This window comes from Xanthomonas sp. LF06-19 (assembly GCF_034105425.1).
Taxonomy (GTDB): domain Bacteria; phylum Pseudomonadota; class Gammaproteobacteria; order Xanthomonadales; family Xanthomonadaceae; genus Xanthomonas_A; species Xanthomonas_A sontii.
Genome location: NZ_JAXGGH010000002.1, coordinates 227014 through 253044, shown reverse-complemented (window position 1 = coordinate 253044; position 26031 = coordinate 227014). Strand labels below are relative to the sequence as shown.

At 69.8% G+C, this 26031-nt stretch carries 18 protein-coding genes and 1 pseudogene; 9 read left to right on the top strand and 10 right to left on the bottom strand.

Annotated elements, in window-relative coordinates:
- Positions 1-16 precede the first annotated feature (16 nt).
- The 3 genes from SLW55_RS05065 to aroQ form a co-directional block, all read right to left on the bottom strand.
- The gene (locus tag SLW55_RS05065; protein WP_026143397.1) at positions 17-394 is read right to left on the bottom strand and encodes a four helix bundle protein; all 378 of its coding nucleotides are present in this window, start codon (positions 392-394) and stop codon (positions 17-19) included.
- A 17-nt stretch (positions 395-411) separates the two neighbouring features.
- Positions 412-894 carry an acetyl-CoA carboxylase biotin carboxyl carrier protein gene (gene accB / locus SLW55_RS05060; RefSeq protein WP_148827977.1) on the bottom strand — a complete coding sequence of 161 codons (483 nt, stop codon included), beginning with the start codon at positions 892-894 and terminating at the stop codon, positions 412-414.
- Between the two features lie 92 nt (positions 895-986).
- Complete coding sequence (gene aroQ / locus SLW55_RS05055) at positions 987-1433, bottom strand: type II 3-dehydroquinate dehydratase (RefSeq protein ID WP_019801847.1); 447 nt, start codon at positions 1431-1433, stop codon at positions 987-989.
- Between the two features lie 311 nt (positions 1434-1744).
- Here aroQ and SLW55_RS05050 point away from each other — a divergent pair, with 311 nt between their 5' ends.
- Together SLW55_RS05050 and SLW55_RS05045 are read left to right on the top strand one after the other, a co-directional pair.
- Positions 1745-3700 (top strand): beta-N-acetylglucosaminidase domain-containing protein, encoded by a 1956-nt coding sequence (locus SLW55_RS05050; RefSeq protein WP_320744770.1) that lies wholly within the window; start codon positions 1745-1747, stop codon positions 3698-3700.
- 428 nt (positions 3701-4128) lie between these two features.
- Positions 4129-5520, top strand: coding sequence for an FAD/NAD(P)-binding protein (locus SLW55_RS05045; RefSeq protein ID WP_320744768.1), 1392 nt, complete (start codon positions 4129-4131; stop codon positions 5518-5520).
- Positions 5521-5754: 234 nt separating this feature from the next.
- Here the strand turns inward: SLW55_RS05045 and SLW55_RS05040 are convergent, their stop codons facing one another.
- The 4 genes from SLW55_RS05040 to SLW55_RS05025 form a co-directional block, all read right to left on the bottom strand.
- A complete protein-coding gene (locus SLW55_RS05040; protein ID WP_320744766.1) occupies positions 5755-6348 on the bottom strand; it encodes a TlpA disulfide reductase family protein in 594 nt (197 codons plus the stop codon).
- A complete protein-coding gene (locus SLW55_RS05035) occupies positions 6345-8642 on the bottom strand; it encodes a protein-disulfide reductase DsbD (RefSeq protein WP_320744765.1) in 2298 nt (765 codons plus the stop codon). The genes SLW55_RS05040 and SLW55_RS05035 overlap by 4 nt, the downstream gene beginning before the upstream one ends.
- A 4-nt stretch (positions 8643-8646) precedes the next feature.
- Complete coding sequence (cutA, locus tag SLW55_RS05030; protein ID WP_320744763.1) at positions 8647-8979, bottom strand: divalent-cation tolerance protein CutA; 333 nt, start codon at positions 8977-8979, stop codon at positions 8647-8649.
- Between the two features lie 157 nt (positions 8980-9136).
- Positions 9137-10915 carry an endonuclease gene (locus tag SLW55_RS05025; protein WP_152240146.1) on the bottom strand — a complete coding sequence of 593 codons (1779 nt, stop codon included), beginning with the start codon at positions 10913-10915 and terminating at the stop codon, positions 9137-9139.
- A 280-nt stretch (positions 10916-11195) separates the two neighbouring features.
- On the opposite strand from SLW55_RS05025, the gene SLW55_RS05020 reads away from it, so the two are divergent.
- The 6 genes and pseudogenes from SLW55_RS05020 to SLW55_RS04995 all read left to right on the top strand — a co-directional run bounded on the left by SLW55_RS05020 (position 11196) and on the right by SLW55_RS04995 (position 19281).
- Entirely contained in the window at positions 11196-11483 is a 288-nt protein-coding gene (locus SLW55_RS05020) for a co-chaperone GroES (RefSeq protein ID WP_010340979.1), read from the top strand.
- A gap of 147 nt (positions 11484-11630) precedes the next feature.
- Positions 11631-13277: a chaperonin GroEL gene (gene groL / locus SLW55_RS05015; RefSeq protein WP_010340980.1), complete on the top strand. Its 1647-nt coding sequence runs from the start codon at positions 11631-11633 to the stop codon at positions 13275-13277.
- 845 nt (positions 13278-14122) lie between these two features.
- On the top strand, positions 14123-17035 hold the full coding sequence (locus tag SLW55_RS05010; protein WP_320744883.1) for a TonB-dependent receptor: 2913 nt from the start codon (positions 14123-14125) through the stop codon (positions 17033-17035).
- A gap of 338 nt (positions 17036-17373) precedes the next feature.
- On the top strand, positions 17374-18447 hold the full coding sequence (locus tag SLW55_RS05005; protein WP_150409731.1) for a 3-deoxy-7-phosphoheptulonate synthase: 1074 nt from the start codon (positions 17374-17376) through the stop codon (positions 18445-18447).
- 319 nt (positions 18448-18766) lie between these two features.
- Positions 18767-18874: pseudogene (locus SLW55_RS05000) on the top strand (LysR family transcriptional regulator); the annotation flags it as partial.
- 92 nt (positions 18875-18966) lie between these two features.
- Positions 18967-19281 (top strand): GIY-YIG nuclease family protein, encoded by a 315-nt coding sequence (locus tag SLW55_RS04995; protein ID WP_295946691.1) that lies wholly within the window; start codon positions 18967-18969, stop codon positions 19279-19281.
- Between the two features lie 214 nt (positions 19282-19495).
- Here SLW55_RS04995 and SLW55_RS04990 read toward each other — a convergent pair whose 3' ends face one another.
- Together SLW55_RS04990 and SLW55_RS04985 are read right to left on the bottom strand one after the other, a co-directional pair.
- On the bottom strand, positions 19496-20659 hold the full coding sequence (locus SLW55_RS04990; protein ID WP_295950545.1) for an AAA family ATPase: 1164 nt from the start codon (positions 20657-20659) through the stop codon (positions 19496-19498).
- Positions 20660-20688: 29 nt separating this feature from the next.
- The gene (locus SLW55_RS04985) at positions 20689-22209 is read right to left on the bottom strand and encodes an acetyl-CoA hydrolase/transferase family protein (RefSeq protein ID WP_152236712.1); all 1521 of its coding nucleotides are present in this window, start codon (positions 22207-22209) and stop codon (positions 20689-20691) included.
- A gap of 284 nt (positions 22210-22493) precedes the next feature.
- Here SLW55_RS04985 and SLW55_RS04980 point away from each other — a divergent pair, with 284 nt between their 5' ends.
- Positions 22494-24809, top strand: coding sequence for a hypothetical protein (locus tag SLW55_RS04980; RefSeq protein ID WP_295952268.1), 2316 nt, complete (start codon positions 22494-22496; stop codon positions 24807-24809).
- 279 nt (positions 24810-25088) lie between these two features.
- Here SLW55_RS04980 and SLW55_RS04975 read toward each other — a convergent pair whose 3' ends face one another.
- Positions 25089-25967: a LysR substrate-binding domain-containing protein gene (locus tag SLW55_RS04975; RefSeq protein ID WP_320744761.1), complete on the bottom strand. Its 879-nt coding sequence runs from the start codon at positions 25965-25967 to the stop codon at positions 25089-25091.
- Positions 25968-26031 lie beyond the last annotated feature (64 nt).

Here is a 26031-nt window from a genome sequence, read left to right as displayed (position 1 = left end):
AGGACGGCGTGCATCGTCAATCTCCGCGCTTGCTCAGAACATTCATCAATGCGGTCAGTTTGGCGAAGATCGTATCGATCAATCCGTCGAGTGCCGCGATGTCGGAGGTGTAGTCGAGCCGGCGCGCGATCTGCAGGTGCGTGCTGGCCTCGGACAGCGAGCCACGTGCGATCGACAGAAAACGCAGGTATTCGGGAGTGGAGCGGCGTGCCGCGCCTTCGGCGATATTGGCGGGGATGCTGACCGCTGCACGGCGCAGCTGCGCCGTCAGCCCGAAACGTTCCGTCGCAGGAAACGTCTCGGAGAGGCGGTAGATCATTTCCACCAGATCCATGGAGTCGCGCCAGACGTCGAGCCGCTCGTGCGGTCGCTTTGACGATTCCCCATTCTCCATTCCCGATTCCCGGCGTCTCAGCCAATCACAAACAACGGCTGATCGAACTCCACCGGCTGGCCGCTTTCGCCCAGGATCGCGACGATGGTGCCGGAGACGTCGGCTTCGATCGGGTTGAACATCTTCATCGCCTCGATGATCGCCAGGGTCTCGCCGGCCTTGACCGCTTGGCCGACGCTGACGAAGGCCGGCTTGTCCGGGGCCGGCGAGGTGTAGAAGGTGCCGACCATCGGCGCGCGCAGCACGTGGCCCTCGGGCAGGGCGTTGCCGGGCTTGGCGCTGCCGCCGGTGGAGGCCTCGGTGGGCGAGCTCATCGGCATCGGCGCGGCGGCGGCCGGCGCGGCCGCGGGGGCGGCGGCCACGTACTGCGGCGCGCTGGCGGTCATGCCCTTGGGGGTGCGCGCCAGGCGCACGCTTTCCTCGCCTTCCTTGATCTCGATCTCGGCGAGATTCGATTCTTCCAGCAGGTCGATCAGTTTCTTGATTTTGCGGAGATCCATAACGGCCTCGTGAGGTGACTTTGAAAAAGACCGGGCGCGCGGCCCGGGGACTCAGACGGGGGTGTGCGGTGCCGGTCGGGCGTGGGCGCGGCTCATGCGGCCGCTCCCAGCCGGGTCAGCGCCGCGTCCATCGCATAGCGGTAGCTGTCGGCGCCGAAGCCGCAGACCACGCCGACCGCGTGGTCGCTGAAGTAGCTGTGGTGGCGGAACGGCTCGCGGCTGTGCGGGTTGGACAGGTGGATCTCGATGAACGGGATCGCCACCGCCGCCAGCGCGTCGCGCAGCGCCACCGAGGTATGGGTGAACGCGGCCGGGTTGATCAGGATGAAGGCGGTGCCGTCGCCGCGCGCGGCCTGCACCCGGTCCACCAGCACGTGCTCGGCGTTGGACTGCAGGCTCTCCAGCGCGTGACCGGCGGCGCTGGCCTGGGCCAGCAGCGCGGCATCGATCTGCGCCAGGGTGGCATGGCCGTATACGCCCGGCTCGCGGGTGCCGAGCAGGTTGAGGTTGGGGCCATGCAGCAGCAGCAGTCGCGCCATCGGGAACAAAGCAGCGGAAAGGGCGGCAGTCTGCGCGAAGCCGGCATTGCTGTCCAGTTCGGCGAAGTTGCGGGTGTTTTAAACAAATGTTTGATTTTTCGCCGGTCTGCGTCGCGTCAGCGCAGGCATGGCGGGCGGGCAACGGGCAGCGCCACTGCCTGCGGTTATGTCGCATCTTGCGCGGACCATGCAAGTGTCGCTGCAGCATGGGACGGCCACATTGCAGCGCCATCGCCGCCGCGCGTCGACGCGCCGGCGGAAGTGGTATATACCATTTCAAAATCACTGAAATACCAGTCGAGGGTAGGCGCATGCGAACCGAGCGTATTGGCCGTTGTGGCCTTGGCCGCCACATCCTGGCGTTCGCGCTGCTGGCCGGGGCGACCGCACCCGCGCTGGCGGCGGCGCCGGCCACCCTGCCGGCGGTGTACCCGACGCCGACCGCGCTGCGCCTGCTCGGGCCGGAGCTGCCGCTGGGGCCGTCGGTGGTGCTGGTGCAGGCCGGCAAGGCCGACCCGGCCACCGACGTGCTGGTGCGCGCGGTGTTGCGCGAGGCCGGGGTTTCCCGCATCCGCCGCGCCAGCACGCTGCCGCACGACCCGCAGGCGGTGTCGGTGGTGCTCGGCACCGTCGACGCGGCGCCGGTGCGCGATGCGCTGGCCGCCATCGACCTGGACGTGCCGGAACGCGCGGAAGGCTATGCGCTGGGCAGCATGGCCAGCGGCCGCGGCACGCGGATCGTGCTGGCCGGCCGCGACGGCGCCGGCCTGTACCACGCGGCGCAGACCTTCCGGCAACTGGTCGCGCACGGGCGCATCGCCGCGGTGGCGGTGACCGATGCGCCGGCGATGCCGGTGCGCGGCACGATCGAGGGTTTCTACGGCAAGCCCTGGAGCATGGCCGAGCGCGCCGCGCACCTGGCGTTCCTGGCGCGGTTCAAGGCCAATACCTATATCTACAGCCCCAAGGACGATGCCTTCGCGCGCGATCGCTGGCGCGCGCCGTACCCGGCGGCCACGCTCGCGGCGCTGGGCAAGCTGGCCGCGGTCGCCAACCGCGAGCACATCAACTTCGTCTACGCGCTCTCGCCGGGGCCGTCGATCTGCTACAGCGATGCGGCCGACCTGCAGGCGATCCGGCGCAAGTTCGCCGCGTTGCGCGCGCGCGGCGTGCGCAGCTTCTACATCGCCTTCGACGACATCGAATACACCAAGTGGAACTGCCCCGGCGACGCCGCCGCGTTCGGTCGGGCCGGCGAGCAGGCCGCGGCCACCGCGCAGGCGCAACTGCTCAACGCGGTGCAGGCGGACATCGCCGCGGCCGGCCACGGCGCGCTGATCATGGTGCCGACCGAGTACTTCAACGTCACCGAGTCGCCGTACAAGGCGACGCTGCGCAAGGCGCTGGATCCGCGCGTGGTGGTGCAGTGGACCGGCACCGACGTGGTCCCGGCGTCGATCTCGGTCAGCGATGCGAAGAACGCGACCAAGGCGTTCGGGCGCAAGACGCTGCTGTGGGACAACTACCCGGTCAACGACTTCGCCGAGACCGCCGGGCGCCTGCTGCTGGCGCCCTACGACCGTCGCCAGGCCGGGCTGTCGACGGAGCTGAGCGGCATCGTGTCCAACCCGATGAACCAGGAAGTGGCCAGCCGGCCGGCGGTGGCCGGGCTGCTCGCCTTCGCCTGGAACGACCGCGGCTACGACGCGCAACGCACCTGGCGCGTGGCCGCCCGCGACCTGGCCGGTGGCGATGCGCAGGTCGCCGACGCGCTGCTGACCTTCTTCGACACCCAGCACCTGGCGCCGACCTTCGGCCATCTGCCCTGGCAGCCGCAGGCGCCGCGACTCAAGGCGTTGATCGATGCGACACGCGATGCGCTGGCCGACGGCGATCCGGCTGCCCGCAGCGCGGCGCTGGCCGCGCTGGGCCGCGCCGCCGACGACCTGGTGGCGGCACCGCAGCGCATCCGTGCCGGCACCACCACCGGCGCGTTCGTGGCCGAGGCAGCTCCATGGCTGGACGCGACCGCGCTATGGGGCCGCGCGCTGCGCCTGAGCGTGGACGGGCTGAACCAGGCGCTGGCCGGCGATCCGGCGGCCGAGCAGGCCTTCGCCACCGCCGGGCAACTCGCCGCGCAGGCCGCGGCGATCCCGTCCATCCCCGGCGCCACCCGCTTCGGCGGCCCGGTCAAGGTCGCCGACGGCGTGCTCGACACCTTCGTCGCCGATGCCCCCGGCCTGGTGCAGCGTCCGCCGGCGCGTTAGCGCCAGGATCGGCGCACCACGGCGCTCCTTGCCGACGGCTCACCTGTTGCGCGGCGGACGCCGGGTCCGGCGCGGCACCTTGCCGATGCGGCCCGCGCGGTGTCCGACACGAGGCGGCGGGCGGCGTCGTTGCCGGCGAGAACGCGCGGAGCTTGATCGGCCCCGCGGCGACGCCGCGCGAGGAGGCCGCAGCCGCGAGCCGCGAGGGTCGCGCCGTCGGTACGTGCGGACCGAGCGCTTCTGTGTCTGCCGCGGCGTCAGCGGCCTTCGGCTCGGCCTTGCCGATCGCCGTGCAGCCTGACTCATGGACATCGCCCATGTGCTGATGCCGCATTGCCATGGCGATCTGCGCACGCATTAACCGAGGGTTTACACCTCCGGCGGACATCCCGGGCACAAAGAACGCCCGACCGGCCAAGGTGCGAGCCATGCGAATTGCGATCATCGGCGCAGGATTCTGCGGCAACGTGCTGGCCGCGACGCTGGCCAGGCAGGGCGCCGCCCGCCACATCACCCTGGTCGGCGTGGCCGACACCTACGGCCGCGGCATCGCCTACGGTGCGGCGCGGCCGGAACACGTGTTGAACGTGCGCGCCAAGGACCTGGGGGTGGATCCGCAGGAGCCGGGCGGCTTCGCCGACGCCATGCAGCTGGATGCCGCGCAACGCCTGCAGTTCCTGCCGCGGCTGCTGTACGGCCGCTACCTGCAGCAGCACCTGGACGATGCGCTGGCGGCGTCGCCGGTCGAGGTGGCGCGAGTGAGCGAGGAGGCGGTGGCGGTGGAGCGCGATCCGGACGGCTTCCGCCTGTTCCTGGCCAATGGCGAGGCCGTGGTCGCCGACGTGGTGGTGCTGGCGATCGGCGCGCTGCCGCCGGCGGCGCTGCCGGGCATCGGCCCGCGCCTGGCGGTGCATCGCCGCTACATCGGTTGGCCGTGGCAGGACGGCGTGCTGGACGAGGTGCCGCCGCAGGCGCGGCTGTTGCTGGTCGGCACCGGCCTGACCATGGCCGATGTGGCGTTGACCCTGCGTCGGCGCGGACACCGCGGCCCGATCACCGCGCTGTCGCGGCGCGGCCTGGCGCCACAGGCGCACCTGGCGGTGCCGGGCGCGCCGGTGAGCCTGCCGCCCAGCGTCGTGCAGGCGCTGCGCAGCCACGACCTGCGCGGTCTGGTGCGCAGCCTGCGCCAACTGACCACGGTGGTGGAGGACTGGCGCTGCGTGGTGGATGCGCTGCGTCCGCACCTGCAGCCGTTCTGGCAAGGCTTGGCGCCGGCGGCGCGCGCCCGCTTCCTGCGCCACCTGCGGCCGTACTGGGAAGCGGCGCGGCATCGGTTGGCGCCGGCCGCGGCGGCCGCGCTGGCGCAACTGCAGGCGCAGGGCCAGCTGCGCATCCGCGCCGGGCGCCTGCTGCGCGCGCGGCTGGGCGAAATCGCGGTGGAAGCGGTGATCCGCGATCGCGCCAGCAGCAACGCGCGCACCGAGGACTTCGATGTGCTGATCCGCGCCACCGGGCTGGACACCGACGTCGCCCGCACCAGCCATCCGCTGGTCGCCACGATGCGCGACGCCGGCCTGCTGCAGGCCGATCCGCTGGGCCTGGGGCTGCAGGTGGACGAGCGCCTGCGGGTGCGCGACGGCAGTGGCCATCCGGTCGCCGGGCTGTACTGCATCGGGCCGCTGCTGCGTGGCGTGCTGTGGGAGATCACCGCGGTGCCGGAACTGCGTACCGCCGCGCAGCGCCTGGCCGAGGAGCTGGCGACGCTGGCGCAGGTGCGGACCGCCGATGAAGGCGAGGCACGCCAGCGGCAGGCGTTCTAGCGGACTGATCCGGTGCGGCGTGGACGTGGCGTGGGAGGCAACTCTCACGACGCTGCAGTGCGCTTTCCCGATAATCCAATGCGTCGGGACTGAAGTCCCTCCCACAGTGCACCCGGCAGGCTCGCCGCAAGCCGCTTGGGAGGCGCGAGGTGGGTCGCGACAGCGCTATCGGCAATGCGTCGCCGACGCGGACGTCGCTCCCACAAGGGCGCGCATCGGCGGCTGGCTCGCCGGCTACTGCGTCGGCTGCGCGCCGCCGCCCACCCAGCCCTCCACTTCGCCCGGCGCGAACGGGCCGAGCTTCTGCCTGACGATGCGGCCGTCGGCGTCGATCAGCACGCTGTACGGCAGCAGGCCCTGGGTGTCGCCCAGGCGCACGCTGGCGTCGGCCGGGCCGGGCGTCTCCAGCGCGATCGGGTAGCCGATCGGCACTCGCTGCAGGAAGGCGCGCACGTCTTCGGCACGGTCTAGGGCGATGCCCAGCACCTGCAGGCCGTCGCTGGGTTGCGCGCGCGCCAGCCGGTCCAGTTCCGGCATCTCGCGCACGCAGGGTTCGCACCAGCTCGCCCAGACGTTGACCAGCAGCGGCCGGCCGCGGAACTGCGCCAGCGTCAGGTGGCCGCCGTCGAGCGTGGGCAGGCGCAGCGCCGGGGCGGGATCGCCCGGGCGCGCCGCGGCGACCGGCGGCGCGGCCGCATGGCCGTTGGCCGTGGCGGACGTTGCCGGGGGCTGCGCCGGCGTCCGCCGTTCCCACCAGTGCGCCGCCGCCACGCCGAGCACCGCCGCCACCGCGGCGACCGCCAGCAGGCGCGCGCTGGCGGGAGTCATCGCGCCGCGCGCAGCAGGGCGTCCTCGACCACCGCCTGGCTCAGCACCGGCGGCAGTACCGTCGGCGGCGCGCCAGGGCCATAGACCACGTACAGCGGCACGCCCACCGCCTTGTGCTCGGCGAGGAAGGCGCTGATGCGCGGATCCTCGTTGGTCCAGTCGCCCTTCATGTACACCGCGTCCACCCGCTTGATGGTGTCGCGGAACGCGTCGCTGTCGAACACGTTGCGTTCGTTGGCCTTGCAGGTGACGCACCAGTCGGCGGTCATGTTGACGAACACCACGCGGTTGTCGGTGCGCAGGCGGTCGAGCATCTGCGGCGAATAGGCCACGGTGTTGCGCTCGACGCTGACGCTGGGCGGCGGCAGCCGGGTCACGCCCCAGGCCGGCACCAGCGCGGCCAGCAGCAGCACGGCGGCCAGGCGCATGCCGGTCTTGTGGTCGCGCCAGCGCGCGCGCTCGAACCACCACAGGCCCAGCGCCAGCAGGGTGGCGCCGATCAGCAGCAGCGCCACCGCGTCCACGCCGCGCTGCTTGCCCAGCACCCACAGCAGCCAGATCGCGCTCAGGTACATCGGGAACGCCAGCACCTGCTTGAGCGTCTCCATCCAGGCGCCGGGCTTGGGCAGGCGTCTGGCCAGCGAGGGCACGAAGCCGATCAGCAGGAACGGCAGCGCCAGGCCCAGGCCCAGGGTCAGGAACACCAGCATCGCCATCGCCGGCGGCGCGGTCAGCGCATAGCCCAGCGCCGGGCCCATGAACGGGCCGATGCAGGCGCTGGACACCACGCAGGCCAGCACGCCGGTGAAGAAATCGCCGACCGGGCCGCTGCGCGTGGACAGCGACTGGCCGACGCCGCCGAGGTTGGCGCTGAGGGTGAACACGCCCGACAGGCTCAGCCCGACCACGAACATCAGGTACACCAGCACCGCGACGAAGCCCGGGCGCTGCAGCTGGAAGCCCCACAGCAGCCGCGCGGCCACGGCGATGCCGCCGACCACGGCGAAGGAGGCGAGCACGCCCAGCGTGTACCACAGCGCATGGCTGCGGGCGCGGCCGCGGCTCTCGCCGCTCTGCGCCAGGCCCAGCACCTTCAGCGACAGGATCGGCAGCACGCACGGCAGCAGGTTCAGCAGCAGGCCGCCGCCGAGCGCCAGCAGCAGGATCCACAGCAGGTTCTGCGTGGCCGGCGGCGGTGCGGCGCTGCGCGCGGCGTTGTGCGCCGAGGCGTCCGGCGTCGCCGGCAGGGCATCGGCGGCCGTGGCCGCGGCCGCGTCGTTGGCGTCGGCCTGGCGGCTGTCCAGCGGCGTCACCAGCAGCGGGCTGACCTCGGCCTGGTCGGCCGGGGTGACGGTGCCCTTGGGCAGCGCCAGCTTCACCCGCCGGGTCATCGGCGGGTAGCAGATGCCGTCGGTCTGGCAGCCCTGGAAGGTCGCCACCAGGGTCGCGGCGGTGGCGTCGGCGCGCTGGCGCTGCAGCGGCACGGTGACCTCGGTCTGGTCGAAGTACACCACCACGTTGCCGAAGTGTTCGTCCTGGTGCGAGCTGCCCTTGGGCCAGCGCGGCATGCCGGTGCGGATGCCGGGCGCGCCCTCCAGCGCCAGCGCGGTGCGGTCGCGATACAGGTAATAACCGGGCGCCGGGGTGAAGCGCAGCAGCAGGGTATTGCCGTCGCCGACGATGGCTTCGAACTGGAACGCCTGGTCCGAGGGCAGCGGCAGGCCCTGCACCGCCGCGGTGCCGGGGCCGGGACCGAACAGCGGCTTGGCGCCGTTGCCGGCGCCCGGGCCGTTGCCCGGTAGCCCGCCCGTTGCGGCCGGCGGCGGCAGTGCCGGTGCGGGATCGGTGGCGGCCGTGGCGGCCGGCAGGGTCACCTCGAGCAAGCGCTTCTGCGGCGGATAGCACACGCCGGCATCGGCGCAGCCCTGGTAGCGCACCTCCAGCTGCACGCGGCTGGTGCCGGGATCGGCGACGCCGCTCTGCACCGCGTTCAGTTCGTCGCGGTAGGTCTCCACCTCGCCGAAGTACGGGTCGGTCTTCTTGTGGCCGGCCGGCAACTGCAGGGTCGGGTTGGGCTTGAAGCCGCCGATCACCTTCACCGCGATGCGGTGCCGATACAGGTAGTAGCCCTTGGCGATGTCCCAGTGCAGCGCGATGCGGCCGCGTTCGGGTGCCTGTGCGCTCAGCGCGAAGGCCTGGTCCACCGGCAGCAGGTCCTTTTCGCTGATCGCCAGGGCGGGGAAGGCGGCCACGGCCAGCAGGCACAGGGCGGCGAGGCGGTGCAGCAGGGTCATCGGCTTACGGTTCCTCACGGGTTTCGGTATGCACCCATTGCAGGTAGGGCGGCAGGCCGCCGGCGACCTCGAGTTCGACCAGTTCGGGGACCTCGTAGGGGTGCAACGCGCACAGCCGCTGCCGCAACGCGGGCAGGCGGTCGGCGGCGGTCTTGATCAGCAGCAGCACTTCCTCGCCGTGTTCCACCTCGCCTTGCCAGCGGTAGGTGGACTGCACGCCGGGCAGGCGGCTGACGCAGGCGGCCAGGCGTTCGTCGACCAGCGCCTGGGCAACCCGCGCGGCGCTGGCCGGATCGGGGCAGGTGCTGAGCAGCAAGCGGAGGGCGGGCGCGGACATGCGGCCGACAGTATAGGGATGCCGGCCGCGCTTTGGCGGCGCCCGCGGGGAAAGCCGGCGCCGCTCTGAATCTCCAATCCCGAATCCCGGATTTTTCAGCAGCCGAATGGCTGATCATCCCCGCCCGCTGCAAATGCAGCGGGCGAGGCACCACGGCTCAGTTGAGCAACTGGCAACTGGCCGGCTTGGCCGAGGTGAACAGCGACGAGGTCGCCCACTCCGGGTGGTCGATGAACGGGTTGCGGTTGCCCTGGAAGCTGTAGATCACCTCGTTGCGGGCACGCTCGGCGTCGTCCGGCGGATCCTGCTGGCTCCACGCGATCAGGGTCGACAGCAGGCCCATGTAGGCCGGCGAGGACGAGGTCTTGACGATCTTGCTGCGGTCGTCGGTCAGCTCCAGGTCCGGCTCGGACTGCCCGGTCTTGGCATCCACGCCACCCTCATAGCGGATCGCCATGTACATCACCGCACGCGCCATGTCGCCCTTGCGGTGGTCCCACACCTCGAAGGTGCCGCTGTTGCCGTCCGGGGTGCGCACCCAGTTGGAATTGCCCGGGTAGCGGCCGCTGCCGCCGCCGAAGCCGGCGTTGGCCTCGGTGGCGCGCTCGCCGCAGTTGCTGTCGCACTTGGCGTAGGGCTTGTTGCCGCGGTCGGCGTTCCAGGTGGCGTCGGTCAGGTACAGCATGTGGGTGTCGGTGTACGGCGCGTAGGGCAGGCCCTTGTTGCCGGTGGCGGTGCCGAAGCCCAGCGAGTTCGGCCAGCTGTGCTCGCGGTTGTACTTCAGGCCGCTGCCGCTGCCGGCACGGTCGGTGCCCTTGGCATAGCTGCGGTTGCGGTAGGCGTCGAGGACGCGCTGGCTGTTGTTCGGATCCTCGTCGGCGATCTCCAGGATGGCCCAGGTGTCGGTGCCGGAGCTGCTGCTGTACGGATAGACGGTGTGGCCCTTGATCGTCTCGTGCAGCGAGCAGCGCAGCTGGCTGGGGCTGGAGGTGTTGACCCGCGAGTAGTAGCTGCCGGCGCCATTGCCGCCGCCGCCCGAGCCGCTGGCGACGTTGAAGGCGACGCTGCGATCCTGCGCCGGATGCGCGCCGTCGGCATCGCTCACGCGTGCGGCGACGATGCTCAGGGTGCAGCTCTCGCCGGCCTTCAGCGCGGTGTTGGTGGACAGCGCGAACTGGGTGCCGCTGCTGGGGTAGGTCAGCGCCACGCTGCCGGACTGCTGGCAGCTCAGGCCGAACGCACCGCTGGCCAGGCTCACCGCCTCGCTGAAGGTCACCGCCAGGTCGCCGGCGGCGGGGAAGTCGGTGGCGCCCTGGGTCGGGGTGGTGGCGGTCACGGTCGGCGCGGCGTTGCTGCCGCCGCCGCCGGCGAAGGTCTGGCCGTTGTTGCAGGCGCCGAAGGTGCTGGTGGCGCTGTCGCTCCAGCTGAAGTCGGCCGCGGCGCTGCCGTTGCCGCGCAGCTGCAGCGAGGTGCCGGCCGGGGTGCTGTTGCTCTCGCTGACCGGCAGGTTCTGGCTGGTCATGCCCGCGGCGGGGCCGCCGCCGCCGGTGATGGCGCCCTCGTAGCTGAGGAACTGCACCACCTTGCCGTTGCCGTCGACCAGCGCCAGGCCGTCGTTGGGCCCGTTCTGGATGCCGTTGCTGGCGTAGCTGACGGTGGCGATGCGCACCTGCCCGCCGCAGCTGACCAGGTTGCCGGCCGGCACCGCGCTGTTGGCGTAGACGGCGGCCGACCCCGGGTTGCTGCCGTTGTACAGGTAGACGCGGTAGCCGCTCAGGCTCTCCCCGGCGGTGGCGACGATCTCCACGCCTTCGCCGGTGTCGCCGGCGGCGGTGGCATCGTCGTAATGCAATTCATTGATGAATACGGCGGCCTGGGCCGGCCCGGCAAGGGCGAGCAGGCAGGCCAGCGGCAGCGCAACGGCGGATGGCTTCATCGACAACTCCTTTTGGTGACGGATCCCCCCATGGGTCCGCGCTCAGCCTAGCCTGCCTCTGTGACACTGTGACGGGATTCGGTCACTGCTTGCCACCGAATGCACGTTCCTGGCAAAAATTTTTTGCCTCCCGCCCTTGAAAGCCCCGGCCGCGGCACTACATCAGGCGCATCCCGGCGCTACCGGGTTTTTTCGCGAGCGTTGCTGGCAGTCGTCATGGGCGAGTGCTAACATCGCCGGCCTTTCCTAGACCAATCAATCACTTAAGAGGTCTCACTCAATGAGCATCAAGCCGCTTCACGACCGCGTCGTAGTCAAGCCGATCGAAGCCGACGAAATCTCCGCCGGCGGCATCGTGATCCCGGATTCGGCCAAGGAAAAGTCCACCAAGGGTGAAGTCGTGGCCGTCGGCGCCGGCAAGCCGCTGGACAACGGCAGCGTGCGCGCCCCGGCGCTGAAGGTCGGCGACAAGGTCATCTACGGCCAGTACGCCGGTTCCAGCTACAAGGCCGAAGGCGTCGAGTACAAGGTGCTGCGCGAAGACGACGTTCTGGCGATCGTCGGCTAAGAGCGCCGCCGATCGCGGGAATCGGGAATGGTGAATCGGGAATCGGTCAGGCGCCTTCGTCGCCCGCGATTTCCGTCCCGTCCCGACCGCCCGCTCTTGATCTGCCTATTCCCTGTTCTCCATTCCCTATTCCCGAGGTAACTCAACATGGCTGCCAAAGATATCCGTTTCGGTGAAGACGCCCGTTCGCGCATGGTGCGCGGCGTCAACATCCTCGCCAATGCCGTCAAGGCCACCCTGGGCCCGAAGGGCCGCAACGTCGTGCTCGAGAAGAGCTTCGGCGCCCCGACCATCACCAAGGACGGCGTCTCCGTCGCCAAGGAAATCGAACTGGCCGACAAGTTCGAGAACATGGGCGCGCAGATGGTGAAGGAAGTCGCCTCCAAGACCTCCGACAACGCCGGCGACGGCACCACCACCGCCACCGTGCTGGCGCAGGCGCTGATCCGCGAAGGTTCCAAGGCGGTCGCCGCCGGCATGAACCCGATGGACCTCAAGCGCGGCATCGACAAGGCCGTCGTGGCCGCCGTGGCCGAGCTGAAGAAGATCAGCAAGCCCACCGCCGACGACAAGGCCATCGCCCAGGTCGGCACCATCTCCGCCAACTCCGACGAGTCGATCGGCAACATCATCGCCGACGCCATGAAGAAGGTCGGCAAGGAAGGCGTGATCACGGTCGAGGAAGGCTCGGGCCTGGAGAACGAGCTGGACGTGGTCGAGGGCATGCAGTTCGACCGCGGCTACCTGTCGCCGTACTTCATCAACAACCAGCAGAGCCAGCAGGCCGACCTGGACGACCCGTTCGTGCTGCTGCACGACAAGAAGATCTCCAACGTGCGTGACCTGCTGCCGGTGCTGGAAGGCGTGGCCAAGGCCGGCAAGCCGCTGCTGATCGTCGCCGAGGAAGTGGAAGGCGAGGCGCTGGCGACCCTGGTGGTCAACACCATCCGCGGCATCGTCAAGGTCGTGGCGGTCAAGGCCCCGGGCTTCGGCGACCGTCGCAAGGCGATGCTGGAAGACATGGCCGTGCTGACCGGCGGCACCGTGATCTCCGAGGAAGTGGGCCTGGCGCTGGAGAAGGCGACCATCAAGGACCTGGGCCGCGCCAAGAAGGTGCAGGTCTCCAAGGAGAACACCACCATCATCGACGGCGCCGGCGACACCTCGGCGATCGAGTCGCGCATCAAGCAGATCAAGGCGCAGATCGAAGAGACCTCGTCGGACTACGACCGCGAGAAGCTGCAGGAGCGCGTGGCCAAGCTGGCCGGCGGCGTGGCGGTGATCAAGGTCGGTGCCTCGACCGAGATCGAGATGAAGGAAAAGAAGGCGCGCGTCGAAGACGCCCTGCACGCGACCCGTGCGGCGGTGGAAGAAGGCGTGGTGCCGGGCGGCGGCGTGGCGCTGGTGCGCGCGCTGAGCGCGATCGGCGAGCTGAAGGGCGCCAATGAAGATCAGACCCACGGCATCCAGATCGCGCTGCGCGCGATGGAAGCGCCGCTGCGCGAGATCGTCACCAACGCCGGCGAAGAGCCGTCCGTGATCCTCAACAAGGTCAAGGAAGGCAGCGGCAACTTCGGCTACAACGCCGCCAACGGCGAGTTCGGCGACATGGTCGAGTTCGGCATCCTGGATCCGACCAAGGTGACCCGTTCGGCGCTGCAGAACGCCGCTTCGATCGCCGGCCTGATGATCACCACCGAAGCGATGGTGGCCGAGGCCCCGAAGAAGGAAGAGCCGGCCGCCCCGGGTGGCATGGGTGGCGGCATGGGCGGCATGGGCGGCATGGATTTCTGATCCAGCCGGCCTCGGCCGACCTGTTGTTCCACGCAGTCGAAAGGAGCCCCGCAGCGATGCGGGGCTCTTTTTTTGTGTCATCGACATCGGGGCATGCCGATGCGCTCGCATGCTGACCAACCTGCCGGCCGCGCCGCTGGCGCATCCGCTTGGCGCGCGTCTGTAGCGAGCTTCCCGTCAGGACGCAGGATCATGCGCAGGAACGGCTTCAGCCGCGACGAGGCGCTACCGGGAATGCCTGTCGCGGCTGAAGCCGGTCCCGCGAGGACAACGGCGTTTCTCGCCGAGCTGCGGTAAGCAGCGAAGCGGGTCATGGAAGCTGCCTGTGCCGGGCTTGTGCGATCTCCCCGACCGAGGCGCGGCACAGGCGTGCCAGGCGGCAGTGACCCAACCGGACGGATGCGAGTGCAGGCTTCGCTCCATGCACCTCAAACACCACGAGACGCTGCGCGCCGGACCCTTGCCCCAACCCCTCTCTCAACGGAAGAGGGGCACGCGATCGCGATGCGCATGCAGCCCATCGTTGCCCAGCAGCGTCTCCGCCAGAGGTGCGGCTGGCACGGCCTGCGGTGGCGATACGGCGAGAATCGACGCGCTGCGCGGCGAATCGCGCACAACGCGCAATCGTCTACAAGTGCGCTGTAGCCGCGTGTTGACAGCGTTTTCAGCGCCATGCAGGTTAGGACGCACGGGCGTCCAGGGGGATCTGCACGCCCGCATGTTCGTCCTTTTGTTTGCGCCGCGGCCGGCGCACGGTGGCGCGTGCCGGCGGCATGCGCAGCACGGTCGTGGGCGCGGCGCAGCGAAGAGGGCGCCGCAGGTCGTGTTCGCACGGCGCTGCTTCCATCCGCTGCCGGGGACACCGCATGCCACTTCGCTCATCCACCACCCTCGCGTTCGGTATCGTGCTGGCGCTGTACGGCGCCAGCGACGCGCGCGCGCAGGACGCCGACACCGCCGCGCCCAAGGCCGCCGCCACCACCGACCTCGGTCAGGTCGTGGTCACCGGCTCGCGGATCAAACGCTCGGAAGTGGAGGGCGCCGAACCGGTGCTGACGATCAGTGCGCAGCAGATCCAGCAGGAAGGCTTTCTCACCGTCTACGACGTGCTCAGCACGCTCAACCAGCAGGGCAGCGTCGAGGCCGACACCAAGTACGGCTCGCACACGCCCAACGCCTCGCCGGTAAGCCTGCGCGACCTCGGGCCCGGGCGCACGCTGCTGCTGGTCAACGGCCACCGCGTCGCCGACTACCCGCAGCCCTACGCCGGCGAGAGCAACTTCGCCAACTACGCCAATATCCCCTCCGCGGCGGTGGAGCGCATCGAGATCCTCACCGGCGGCGCCTCGGCCATCTACGGTTCGGACGCGGTCGCCGGCGTGATCAACGTGATCCTCAAGCAAGGCTACGAAGGCAACCAGGTGCGCCTGCGCGGCGGCACCGCCACCGCCGGCGGGCGCGACGTGGTCGACCTGTCCTGGGTCGGCGGGCGCAGCGGCGACAAGTGGAACCTGACCTACGCGCTGCAGTGGACCCGGCGCGATCCGCTCTCGGTCGGCGAGCGGCCGAAGATGGACGACCAGGACGACGAGTCCTACAGCAACTGGACCGCGCAGGCGCGCAAGTACGGCTTCAATCCATTCACCGGCCTGAGCCTGGTCGACGCCGGCAACAACACGCGCCTGGCGCCGCCCAGCGGCACCTGTGCGCGCTTCGGCGGCCAGTTCGTCGACGCGCAGCGGCTGAGCTACGACTACAACAGCGACACCGTGCGCAACCTCGGCGGTTACTGCGGCATGGCCCACGACTACGCCGACTGGCTGGCCGCCAGCGGCGGCGACAGCGGCTCGGCGTATCTGTACGGCACCTTCGACTTCGACAACGGCGTGCAGGCCTGGAGCACGCTGTCCACGACCAAGAGCCTGGGCTACTGGACCTACGACCCGCCCTACGTCTACCTCGGCCCGTTCCACGACACCGGCAGCGACCGCGACCTGTACGCGATCCGCCAGCTCACCCGCTACGAATCCGGCGGCTGGAAGAACCTGGCCAACACCACCAGGGAACTGTCCTGGGACCTGAGTGCCGGCCTCAAGGGCCGCCTCGCCGATCGCTTCGACTGGGAAGTGGCGGTGGGCCGCGCGCGCTACACCGTCGACGAATACGTGCGCACCGTGGACACGCAGAAGGCCACCGCCTATTTTCTCGGCCCGCAACTGGGCAGCACCGCCGACGGCACGCCGATCTACGATCTCGACGAGTCGCGCTGGTACCAGCCGCTGACCGGCGCGCAGTACAACGACCTGGCGGTGAAGGCGCACAACCGTGCCGATTCCTGGGTCAACCAGGCCAGCGCCAACATCACCGGCGAGCTGCTGCAGGGCTGGGCCGGGCCGATCAAGTTCGCCGCGGTGGGCGAAGTGGCCAAGCAGGGCTACCGGCTGTCGCCCGATCCCTGCGCCAATACTTGCTATCCGCTGGACGTGGTCGACTACGGCGGCGGCGAGCGCCTGCGCTACTCCGGCGGCATCGAGTTCGACGTGCCGCTGCTGTCCACGCTCAACGCCAGCCTGGCCGCGCGTCACGACCGCTATGGCGACTACCGTGCCTACGGCAGCGACCTGGGCGCGGCGATCGGCACGCAGCGCGACACCACCTGGAGCGCCGGTCTGGAGTGGCGGCCGCTGAGCACGCTGCTGCTGCGCGGCAGCGTCGCCACCAGTTTCCGCGCCCCGGACATGCACTACGTGCTCGGCGAACCCAGTTCCACCCAGCAGACCGTGATCGATCAGTACCGCTGCATCCAGAAGGGCTATTACCTCACCGGCGGCTGCAGCGCCGAGAACAGCGACGTGTTCTACCTGATGCAGGTCAATCGCCGCGGCACCCCGGACCTGGAATCGGAGCATGGCCGCTCGGTCACCGCCGGCTTCGTCTGGGACATCGCCGAGGGCCTGTCGCTGACCGCGGACTACTACCGGATTCGCTTGCAGGACATGATCAAGGACCTCAACCGCGACGAGGTGCTCAGCGCCGAAGCCGGCTGCCGCACCGGCCTGACCACCGCCGGCGGCGTGTGGGTCAATCCCGGCGGCGCCGAGTACTGCGCGCGCATCCTTTCGCGCGTGGCGCGCGATGCCGCCGGCCGCGTCACCGGCATCGAGCAGGGACCGATCAACATCGCGCAGATGCACGTGTCCGGCGTCGATGCCTCGCTGAAGTACCGCTTTAACACCGCGCGCTGGGGCAACTTCAGTGTCGCCCTGGATTACAACAACCTGATCGGCTACCACGAGCAGACCTATCGCACCGACGACGACAAGAACCTGCGCGACCAGAAGATCCGCAGCAAGCTGCGCGGCAGCGTGCACTGGGAGAACGGCGGCCCGCTGGACCTGACCGTGTACGCCAAGCGCTTCGGCTCCACCCAGGCGGTGAACTGGGGCACCTGCACCCGCTTCGACGACGGCTACCAGCCCAGCCCCTCCGACGCCTGCCGCGTCACCGACAGCGCCAACCGCCATTTCGGCGAGAGCACCACGCGTTACTTCGGTCGCGTCGGCCCGGCGCTGTACTGGAACCTCACCGCCGGCTACCGCATCGCCCCGAAGATGAAGGTCAACCTGTACATCAACAACGTGCTCGATACCGTCGGCTACGACAACAAGGAGCGCTACTACGGCTACCAGTTCTACAACACCACCCTGTACGACGCGATCGGCCGCGAGGTGGCGATGGAATATGTGTTGGATTTCTGAGGGGCCGGGAATGGGGAGTCGGGAATGGGGAATCGAAAGCGGCGCGGCGATGCTGCTTCTCCGATTCCCCATTCCCGGTTCCCCTTTCCCGGCGCCACAAGTTGCTGATGCAACTGTGGCGCTGCCGCAAACCCTGTGCTATCACTACGTCCCGTGAACGCTTCCTGCCGCAGCTTTTACTTTTGGTATTACGGTTTTCCGATGCCGCTGGCGGAGGAAGGATCGCGTTCACCCTGAAGGACACTTCAGCCGCAATCCCGAAAGCCGCCAGCGAACCTGGCGGCTTTTTTCATGCCGCCGGATCTGGCCCCCACCCAGCCCCCCGACGAGACACGCACATGGCCCCGCACACCGACGATCTGCGCATCCGCAAGATCGAACCGCTGACCCCGCCCTCCCAGCTGCAGGCGCTGCTGCCCTGCGACGAGGAGGCCTCGCAGACCGTCGCCGCCGCGCGCGCGGCGCTGCACGAGATCCTGCACGGCCGCGACGACCGCCTGGCGGTGGTGATCGGTCCTTGCTCGATCCACGACCCGGTCGCGGCGATGGAGTACGCGCAGCGCCTGCGCCCGCTGCGCGAGACCTACGGCGATGCGCTGGAGATCGTGATGCGGGTGTACTTCGAGAAGCCGCGCACCACGGTCGGCTGGAAGGGCCTGATCAACGACCCCAACCTCGACGGCAGCTTCGACATCAACAAGGGCCTGCGCCTGGCGCGCGGCCTGCTGCGCGACATCAACCGTCTGGGTCTGCCGGCCGGCGTGGAGTTCCTCGACATCATCTCGCCGCAGTACATCGCCGACCTGGTGGCCTGGGGCGCGATCGGCGCGCGCACCACCGAGAGCCAGGTGCACCGCGAGATGGCCTCGGGCCTGTCGTGCCCGGTGGGCTTCAAGAACGGCACCAGCGGCGACGTCAAGATCGCGGTCGATGCGGTCGGCGCGGCCTCGCATCCGCACCATTTCCTGGCGGTGACCAAGGACGGGCAGACTGCGGTGGCGGCCACCGCCGGCAATCCCGATTGCCACGTGATCCTGCGCGGCGGCACCCAGCCCAACTACGACGCCGACAGCGTGGCCGCGGCGGCGCAGGTGCTGGAGAAGGCCGGACTGCCGGCGCGACTGATGGTCGACGCCAGCCACGCCAACAGCGGCAAGAACCCGGACAACCAGCCCAAGGTGATCGAGGACATCGCCCGCCAGCTCGAGGCCGGGCAGACCCGCATCGTCGGCGCCATGGTCGAGAGCCACCTGCGCGGCGGCCGCCAGGACCTGGTCGCCGGCCAGCCGCTGGTCTACGGCCAGAGCATCACCGACGGCTGCATCGACTGGGATACCTCGGTGCAGGTGCTCGAGCGGCTGGCGCAGGCGGTACGCGCACGGCGCCAGGCGCGCGTGGCGCAGGCGGCCTGAGGGCGCTGCTGGGAGAAACGCACGCAGCCTGACCGGCTGCGTGCGTGGGGGCGGGGGAGGCCCTGAAGAGGGGCCGGACGCGCCGCCGAATGCGAAGGGAGAGAGCTTCGGTATCGACGGCTGCGTGCCGGTGATGACGTTATCCGCCCATCCGGTGACCACGGTATGCCGGTGTGTGGCAGCGGCTGGCAAGGTGTTGGCGAGGCGTTAAGACCGGTTGTCGCCGGTTCAGCGCGGCGGCGTGGAAGTGGCGCGATGGGATGTACAAGCCGCGCATTGATGGGCCGGGGGCATAGCGGCGATCGCCTGCCGGACGCACCAGGTCCTGCTCGGCGCGACGCTGTTCCAGCGCCATGCGCGTGGGGTCAAGCTGACCGCCGAAGATCGGCAACTGGCCGATGCCGCCAGCGCCGCGTTGGCCGACATCGGGGTCTGACCGATAGGTGCTGCCCGAGTCGCATGCGCGCATGTGCGGACGCCGCTGCTGGCGAAACCGGTCACCGTGTCGATAATGCCTGCATGGCCGCCGACTCGCCCTGGTTCCTGTACCTGCTCGAATGCCGCAACGGCAGCTACTACGCCGGCATCACCCCGGACCTGCAGGCACGCTTCCAGGCGCACCTGCGCGGCGCCGGTGCCAAGTACACCCGCGCCAACCCACCGGTGCGGCTACTGGCCAGTCGCGCCTACCCCGACCGTGCCGCCGCCTCGCGCGCCGAGTACGCACTCAAGCAGTTGCCGCGTGACCGCAAGCTGGCGTTCCTGACCGCGCCCGAGACCGCATCTGACGCCGATAACCTTCAAGCGACCGCCGAATCCGCAGCGGTGTCGTAGGAGTGGCTTCAGCCGCGAGAGGCGTGACCCGTAACGCCCGTCGCGGCTGCAGCCGCTCCCGCGACGATGCCGCACATTCGCGCAGATTCTGGATGCGAGAGGGCTGCACTGTGGGAGGGACTTCAGTCCCGACGCGACGAACCCGAACGACGCGACAACCGCTCCATCGGGCATGCCGCTGTACGCAGCAGACACACCCGATGCACACCCGGCCTCAGCGGCTGGGCCAATGCCACGCTGGCCGATCGAGCGCGCGCAGGCCGGCGACGTCGGTCTGGCCGTGCTCCTTGATCAGCAGGTGGTGCAGGCAATCGGATTGCTGCTCCAGCGCCGCGATCAGCCGGCTGGCATGCGAGACCACGATGATCTGCGCCTGCCGCGCGGCGCTGCCGATCAGCCGCGCCAGCGCCGGCAGCAGGTCCGGATGCAGGCTCGCTTCCGGTTCGTTGAGCACCAGCAGTTCCGGCGGGCGCGGGCTCAGCAGGGCGGCGATCCACAGCAGGTAGCGCAAGGTGCCGTCGGACAGCTCGGCCGCCGACAGCGGCCGCAGCAGGCCATGCTGGTGCATCGCCAAATCGAAGCGCCCGGCATGCACCTCGATCGTCAACCGCGCGCCGGGGAAGGCATCGTCCACCGCCGCATGCAGGCCGTCGGCGTCGCCGATCTCCAGGATGGTCTGCAGGGCAGCGGCGAGGTCGGCGCCGTCGTTGCTCAGCACCGGCGTGTGCGTGCCAATCTGCGCCATGCGTGCCGGTGCCGCGGCATCGGTGCGGAAGTGGTCGTAGAAGCGCCAGCGACGGATGTTCTCGCGGACCTCATGCATCTCCGGTGCCGCGCGCGGATCGGAGAACTGCGCCAGCACGCTGTCGAAACTGGCGATGCCGGCACCGGCATCGGTCCAGCCGTCGTCCTGGGTCCGCAGGCGCACCGCCGGCCCGTTGCGCTCCACCAGCAGGTTGGACTGGCGCAGCCAGGGGCCGGCCCAGATGCATTCGCGCTTGATCTGCGGATCCAGCCCGAAGGCCGACGCCGACGGCGTCGGCAGGCCCAGGTCGATGGCGTAGCCGAATGCGTCGCTGGCGTAGCCCAACTTCAGGCCGATGGCCTGTTGCCGCACCGTGCCCTCGACCGGATGCTCGCCGCGCCGGACCGCGCGGCTCAGCGTCTCCGGGCCGGCCCACAGCGCCGACGGCAAGCCGCCTTCGCGGGCCAGTGCGGCGATCACCCCGCCCTGGGCGGTGTCGGCGAGCAGGCGCAGCGCCCGGTAGACGTTGGACTTGCCGCTGCCGTTGGCGCCGGTGATCAGGGTCAGCCCCGCCAGCGGCAGCACCAGCTCGCGCAGGGAACGATAGGAGGAAACCGCCAGGGTGGTCAGCATCGGCGCAGCATACCCGCTGCCGGCGCCGCTCAGCCGCCCGCGTGCATCGTCCCTGTATCCAGCCAGCGCTGGTGCCAGGACAGCGCCTCGGGCAGCAGGTGCGGGGTGTGCTTGCCGTAGCTGGCGTGCAGGGCGCGGTCGAAATAGTCCTGCAACTGCGCGCGGTAGCTCGGGTCCACGCAGTGCGCGAGCAACTGTTGCGCGCGCTGCCGCGGCGGCAGGCCGCGCAGGTCGGCCAGGCCGTGCTCGGTGACGATGATCGAGACGTCGTGCTCGGTGTGGTCCACGTGGCTGACCATCGGCACGATCGAGGAGATGCTGCCGTGCTTCGCCGTGCTGGGGCTGAGGAAGATCGACAGGAAGCCGTTGCGCGCGAAGTCGCCGGAGCCGCCGATGCCGTTCATGATGCGGCTGCCCATCACGTGGGTGGAATTGACGTTGCCGTACAGGTCGGCCTCGATCATGCCGTTCATGCCGATGCAGCCCAGCCGCCGCACCAGTTCCGGATGGTTGGAGATCTCCTGCGTGCGCAGGATGATGCGCTCGCGGTAGAAGTCGATGTTGCGCTTGAACTCCTCGTTGGCCTCCGGGCTCAGCGCGAAGCCGGTGCACGAGGCGACCTTCAACACGCCGCTGCGCAACAGGTCGAGCATGCCGTCCTGGATCACTTCGGTGAAGGCGCTGAGGTCGCGGAAGCCGCTGCTGGCCAGGCCGGCCAGCACCGCGTTGGGAATGTTGCCCACGCCGGACTGCAGCGGCAGCAGGTTCGGCGGCAGCCGGCCCTTGCCGACCTCGTGCTGGAAGAACGCGATCAGGTGCTCGGCGATGCGTTGGCTGGTGGCATCTGCGGGCGTGAACGGGCTGTTGCGGTCGGGGCCGTGGGTGCGCACCACCGCCACGATCTTGTCCGGGTCGCAGCGCAGCGACGGCTCGCCGATGCGGTCGTCGGCATGCAGCAGCGGGATCGGCTTGCGATGCGGCGGCAACGCCGTGCCGTAGTACACGTCGTGCATGCCGTCGATGCCGGCCGGCTGCCAGTCGTTGACCTCGACGATCACCTTCTTCGCCAGGTCCAGCCAGGTCTTGTTGTTGCCGACCGAGGTCGACGGGATCAGGCTGCCGTCCTCGCGGATGCCGGCTACCTCTACCACCGCGGTGTCGATCTGCCCATAGAAACCGAACCACACGTGCTGGGCGACGTGGCTGAGGTGGATGTCGATGTAGTCCAGGCTGCCGGCGTTGATGCGCTGGCGCGCGTCCGGGTCGGACTGGAACGGCATGCGCAGGGCGATGCCGTCGGCCTTGGCCAGGGCGCCGTCCAGTTCCGGCGCGGTGGAGGCGCCGGTCATCAGCTGGATCTTGAACGACTGCCCCTGCAGGTGCGCCGCCTCGATACGCTGCGCCAGCGCCATCGGCACCGCCTTGGGATAGCCGGAGCCGGTGAAGCCGCTCATCGCCACCGTCTCGCCGGGCTGGATCAACGCCGCCGCGGCCTCGGCGCTGACGATGCGTTCGCGCAGGCGGGGATGGAGGATACGTTCGGCGGACATGCGGCGACCATGGCGTGGGAAGGGGATGGCAATTATCGCGGATCGGGCCGAGGCCCGCGTTGGGGTGTGTCCCCACTTTTTGCGCCTGTCGCGTGGCGGCGCATGCGGCGCAACGGACGCAGCGATGAGGATGTACGCCACGGTGTGTGCGATGTGTGCGGCGCTTCGCGCGCCGCACCCTCACCCCAACCCCTCTCCCGGTGGGAGAGGGGCGCTGGTTTCTCCGCTCTCCTTGTGGGGTCTGGTTTGCGATGGCAGGACGCAGCGCGCATGCAGCCGGTGCAATGGAGCGGCCTGGCGGCCCTGCGTGCACCGCCACGCAACGCCGGGTATGCGCCACCGTCGCTTTCACGCGTTCCACGCCGCGCCGCGGCGATAGTGCGGCGGTGCCGCTCTCCGCCCGCCCACTGACCGCCGTCCATGCTCGCTACCGGCGTCTGCCGCGCGGCTGGCGCCTGCTCCTGCGCGGCCTGCTGATCGCCTACCTGCTGTATCTGCTGGCCGGCAACGTGTTCCTCAACACGCCGCTGTTCGACTTGGCCACCAACCGCAAGCCGGAGAAGTTCCGCATGCACACCGGGCCGGCCGTCACCGTGCTGCCCGGCTTCATCACCGCCTGGAACGTGCGCATGCGCGGCCACGTGCAGCGCAATGTCTGGCAGGTGCGTGCCGACCGCGCCAGCGCGCGCATCGCGCTGCTGCCGCTGCTGCATCGCGAAGTGCGCCTGCCGTGGATGGAAGCGGTGAACGTGATCGGCGAGATGGACCGCGTCGAGGAGATGATCCCGCCACCGCCGCCCAGCGACCAGGGCTGGACCCTGCGCTTCGATGCGATCCACAGCGGCACGCTGCGCCGCGCCCGCTTCGGCGATTTTGCGATCGAGGGCAAGGGCCACGGCACCGTCGGCTTCCTCAAGCAACTGCGTGGCGGCCCGTCGGAACTGTTCCGCTCGCAGATCGTGTTCGAGGACGCCAGCGTGCGCTACGGCAAGCGCCAGATCGCCGACCAGGCCACGCTGGACGCGCGCTTCTCGTTCCCGCGCCACTACCGCGCGCAGGCGCCGGGGCTGCGCAAGCTGGGCATCACCGACCTGGCGCTGCGCATGCACGGCCGCAGCGTGGCCCTGCGCATCGACACCGCCGGCGACACCACCAAGCTGAGCACCGAACCCGGCCTGGGCCATGTGCAGGCCGATCTGCACCTGCTGCGCGGCGCGCTGCAGCCCGGCAGTGCGCTCAACTGGCGGGTGCCGCTGCATGCCGGCGTGGGCGCCACCGATCGCGGCGTGCTGACGCTGCTGCTGGACGTGGAGGGCGAGGACATCCGCGCCCGCGCGCGCCTGCCCGGTCAGGTCGATCCGCGCAGCATGCTCGATGCCGACCTGCGCATCGCCGGGCGCCAGGTGCCGTTCGACGACCTGGCGGCGTTGCTGCCGCGCACCTCCGGCCGCGTGCAGGGACGCTGGCATTTCGAATCGTTGAACTGGATCAGCGACCTGCTGGTGCGCAAGCCGTGGTTCCAGCTCGATGGCGGCGGCGACGTCGCCGCCGATCTGCAGTTGCGGCAGGGCGCGCTGCAGCCCGGCAGCCGTCTCGACGTACCCGACGTGCAGGCGGTGGCGGAGATCATGCGCGTGCGCCTGAGCGGCAAGGCGCAGGCGGTCGGCCGCATCGTCGGCAGCGCCGAACAGCCGCGCACGCAACTGGACGTGCGCATGCGCCGCTTCGCGCTGGCGCCGCTGGACGCGCCCAAGGCCAGCTTCGTCGAAGGCGAGAACCTGCAACTGGACTTGCAGGGCGACGGCGCGCTGGCCACCTTGCGCGACTCGTTGCAGGCGCGGCTGCGCTTCGCCGATGCGCGCGTGCCGGACCTGCGCGCCTACAACCGCTACCTGCCGGCGGCGCAGGTGCGTGTGCTCGGCGGCGATGGCCGGCTCAGCGGCGATCTGCAGCTGGATGCGTCCGGCCAGGTCGGCCAGGGCACCTTGCGCGTGCTCGGTCGCCGGGCGCGGCTGCAGACCGCGGGCCTGGAACTGGCCGGTGATCTCGACCTGGACGCGCGGCTGCGGCGCGCCGAGCTGCAGGACAAGCGCTTCGATCTGAGCGGCAGCACCCTGCGCCTGCAGGGCGTGCGCTACGGCACCCAGCCCAGGCAGGGCGACTGGTGGGCGACGCTGCGCATTCCGCAGGGCCGCATCGCCGCAGCGGCGCCGGTGCAGGCCGATGCGCAGGTGCAGATGCAAATGCGCGACGCCGGCCCGGTGCTGGCGGTGTTCGCGCAGCACAGCGATGCGCCGGCGTGGTTGCTGAAGCTGGCCGACGCCGGGCAACTGCAGGCCAGCGGACAGCTGCGCTGGCGCAAGGACGCGCTGTGGCTGGATCGGGTCGCGGCGGAGAACGAGCGGGTGGCCTTGCGCGCGCGCCTGCGCGTGGGCGATGCCGGCACCCAGGGCGATCTGTATGCGCGCTGGGGCGTGCTTGGCGTGGGCGTGGCCTTGCGCGGCGAACAACGGCAATGGCATCTGCTCGGCGCGCGCGAGTGGTACGACAAGCAACCGGCATGGCTGCCGGAGGCGCCGGCACCGGCGGCATCGCCTTAGCGCGACAGAGATCCCGTTAGGCCTGTTTCGCTGGCTGCGGGTGGATGCGCTGTGCGCCGCGCCATGCCGGCACGCGAAAGCACGCAACGCGCGTATCCCCCCGCTTATCTATTCCCCATTCCCGTCTTCCCATTCCCGCCCACGCAGAATGTACTGCCCGGTATCGTTTTGCAGTGCAGCGTGCAATGTCCAAAAAAAGCGCCCAAGATCGCCCTGCATCCCGACGTGGGGGAGGGAGCAAAGCCCGCTGGCAGTTCGCTGCAAGCGGGCTTTTTTATTTCAGTCGGCGGGCATCGCGTCGCTGTCGGAAAGTGCCTCGGGTGATTGCGACAGTTGTTGCGCTAGCGCCTCCGCTGCCGGCGTTCGGTTGGCCTCGCTCCACAGCAGCCGGAAGCTGGCGTGCGGCAACGGCGGCAATCCAAAGCGCTCGTCCACGGCGACCATTCCCGCTTCCAGATCTTCCTGGGGCAGGGCGGTGATGGCCAGGCCGGCCTTCACGGCGGCGCGCAGTCCCTGCTGACTTGGCGAGGTGAATGCCACTCGCCAGGCGAGATCGGCGCGCTCCAGTGCAGCGGTTCCCACCTGCCGGTGCAGGCAGGGCTTGGGCGCAAAAGCGAGCGGGACTGGCGCATTCGCGGCCGGCGCGAACGCTGGCGCGGCCGCCCACACGAAGCGGGTCCGGCGCAACAGGGGCGTTGTCGGGTCGTCCTCCAGTGCGAGTGTCACCGCCAGGTCGAGGGAGCCCGCAACGATCTGCTCGTGCAGCGCGGCATAGGTATCCACCGTCACGTCCAGCCGCACCGCCGGAAACATCCGTGCGAACCGCGCCAGCATCGGCGGAAGGCGATCGCCGACGTAGCTTTCGGGGGCACCGAAACGCACCGTGCCGGACACCGGAGAACGCCGGAAACGCCGTGCGAGCGCGTCATGCGCCTGCAGCACCTGCGTCGCATGGCGAAGAAAGTCTTCGCCGTCTTCGGTCAGGCTCACCCGGCGGGTTGTGCGATTCAGCAGTGCCGTGCCGGCCTGCGCTTCCAGTTTGCGAATGTGATGGCTGATGGCCGACTGGGTGAGGTGCAGCCGTTCGCCAGCGCGCGTGAAGCTGCCAGTCTCGTTCACCGCAACGAAAGTGCGTAACAGATCCGGATCGTAGTCCATGCGATTCAGTCCATTGTTTAATTAATTCAAGAAAATTAAATCATTTCCATCATCCATTGTGTGC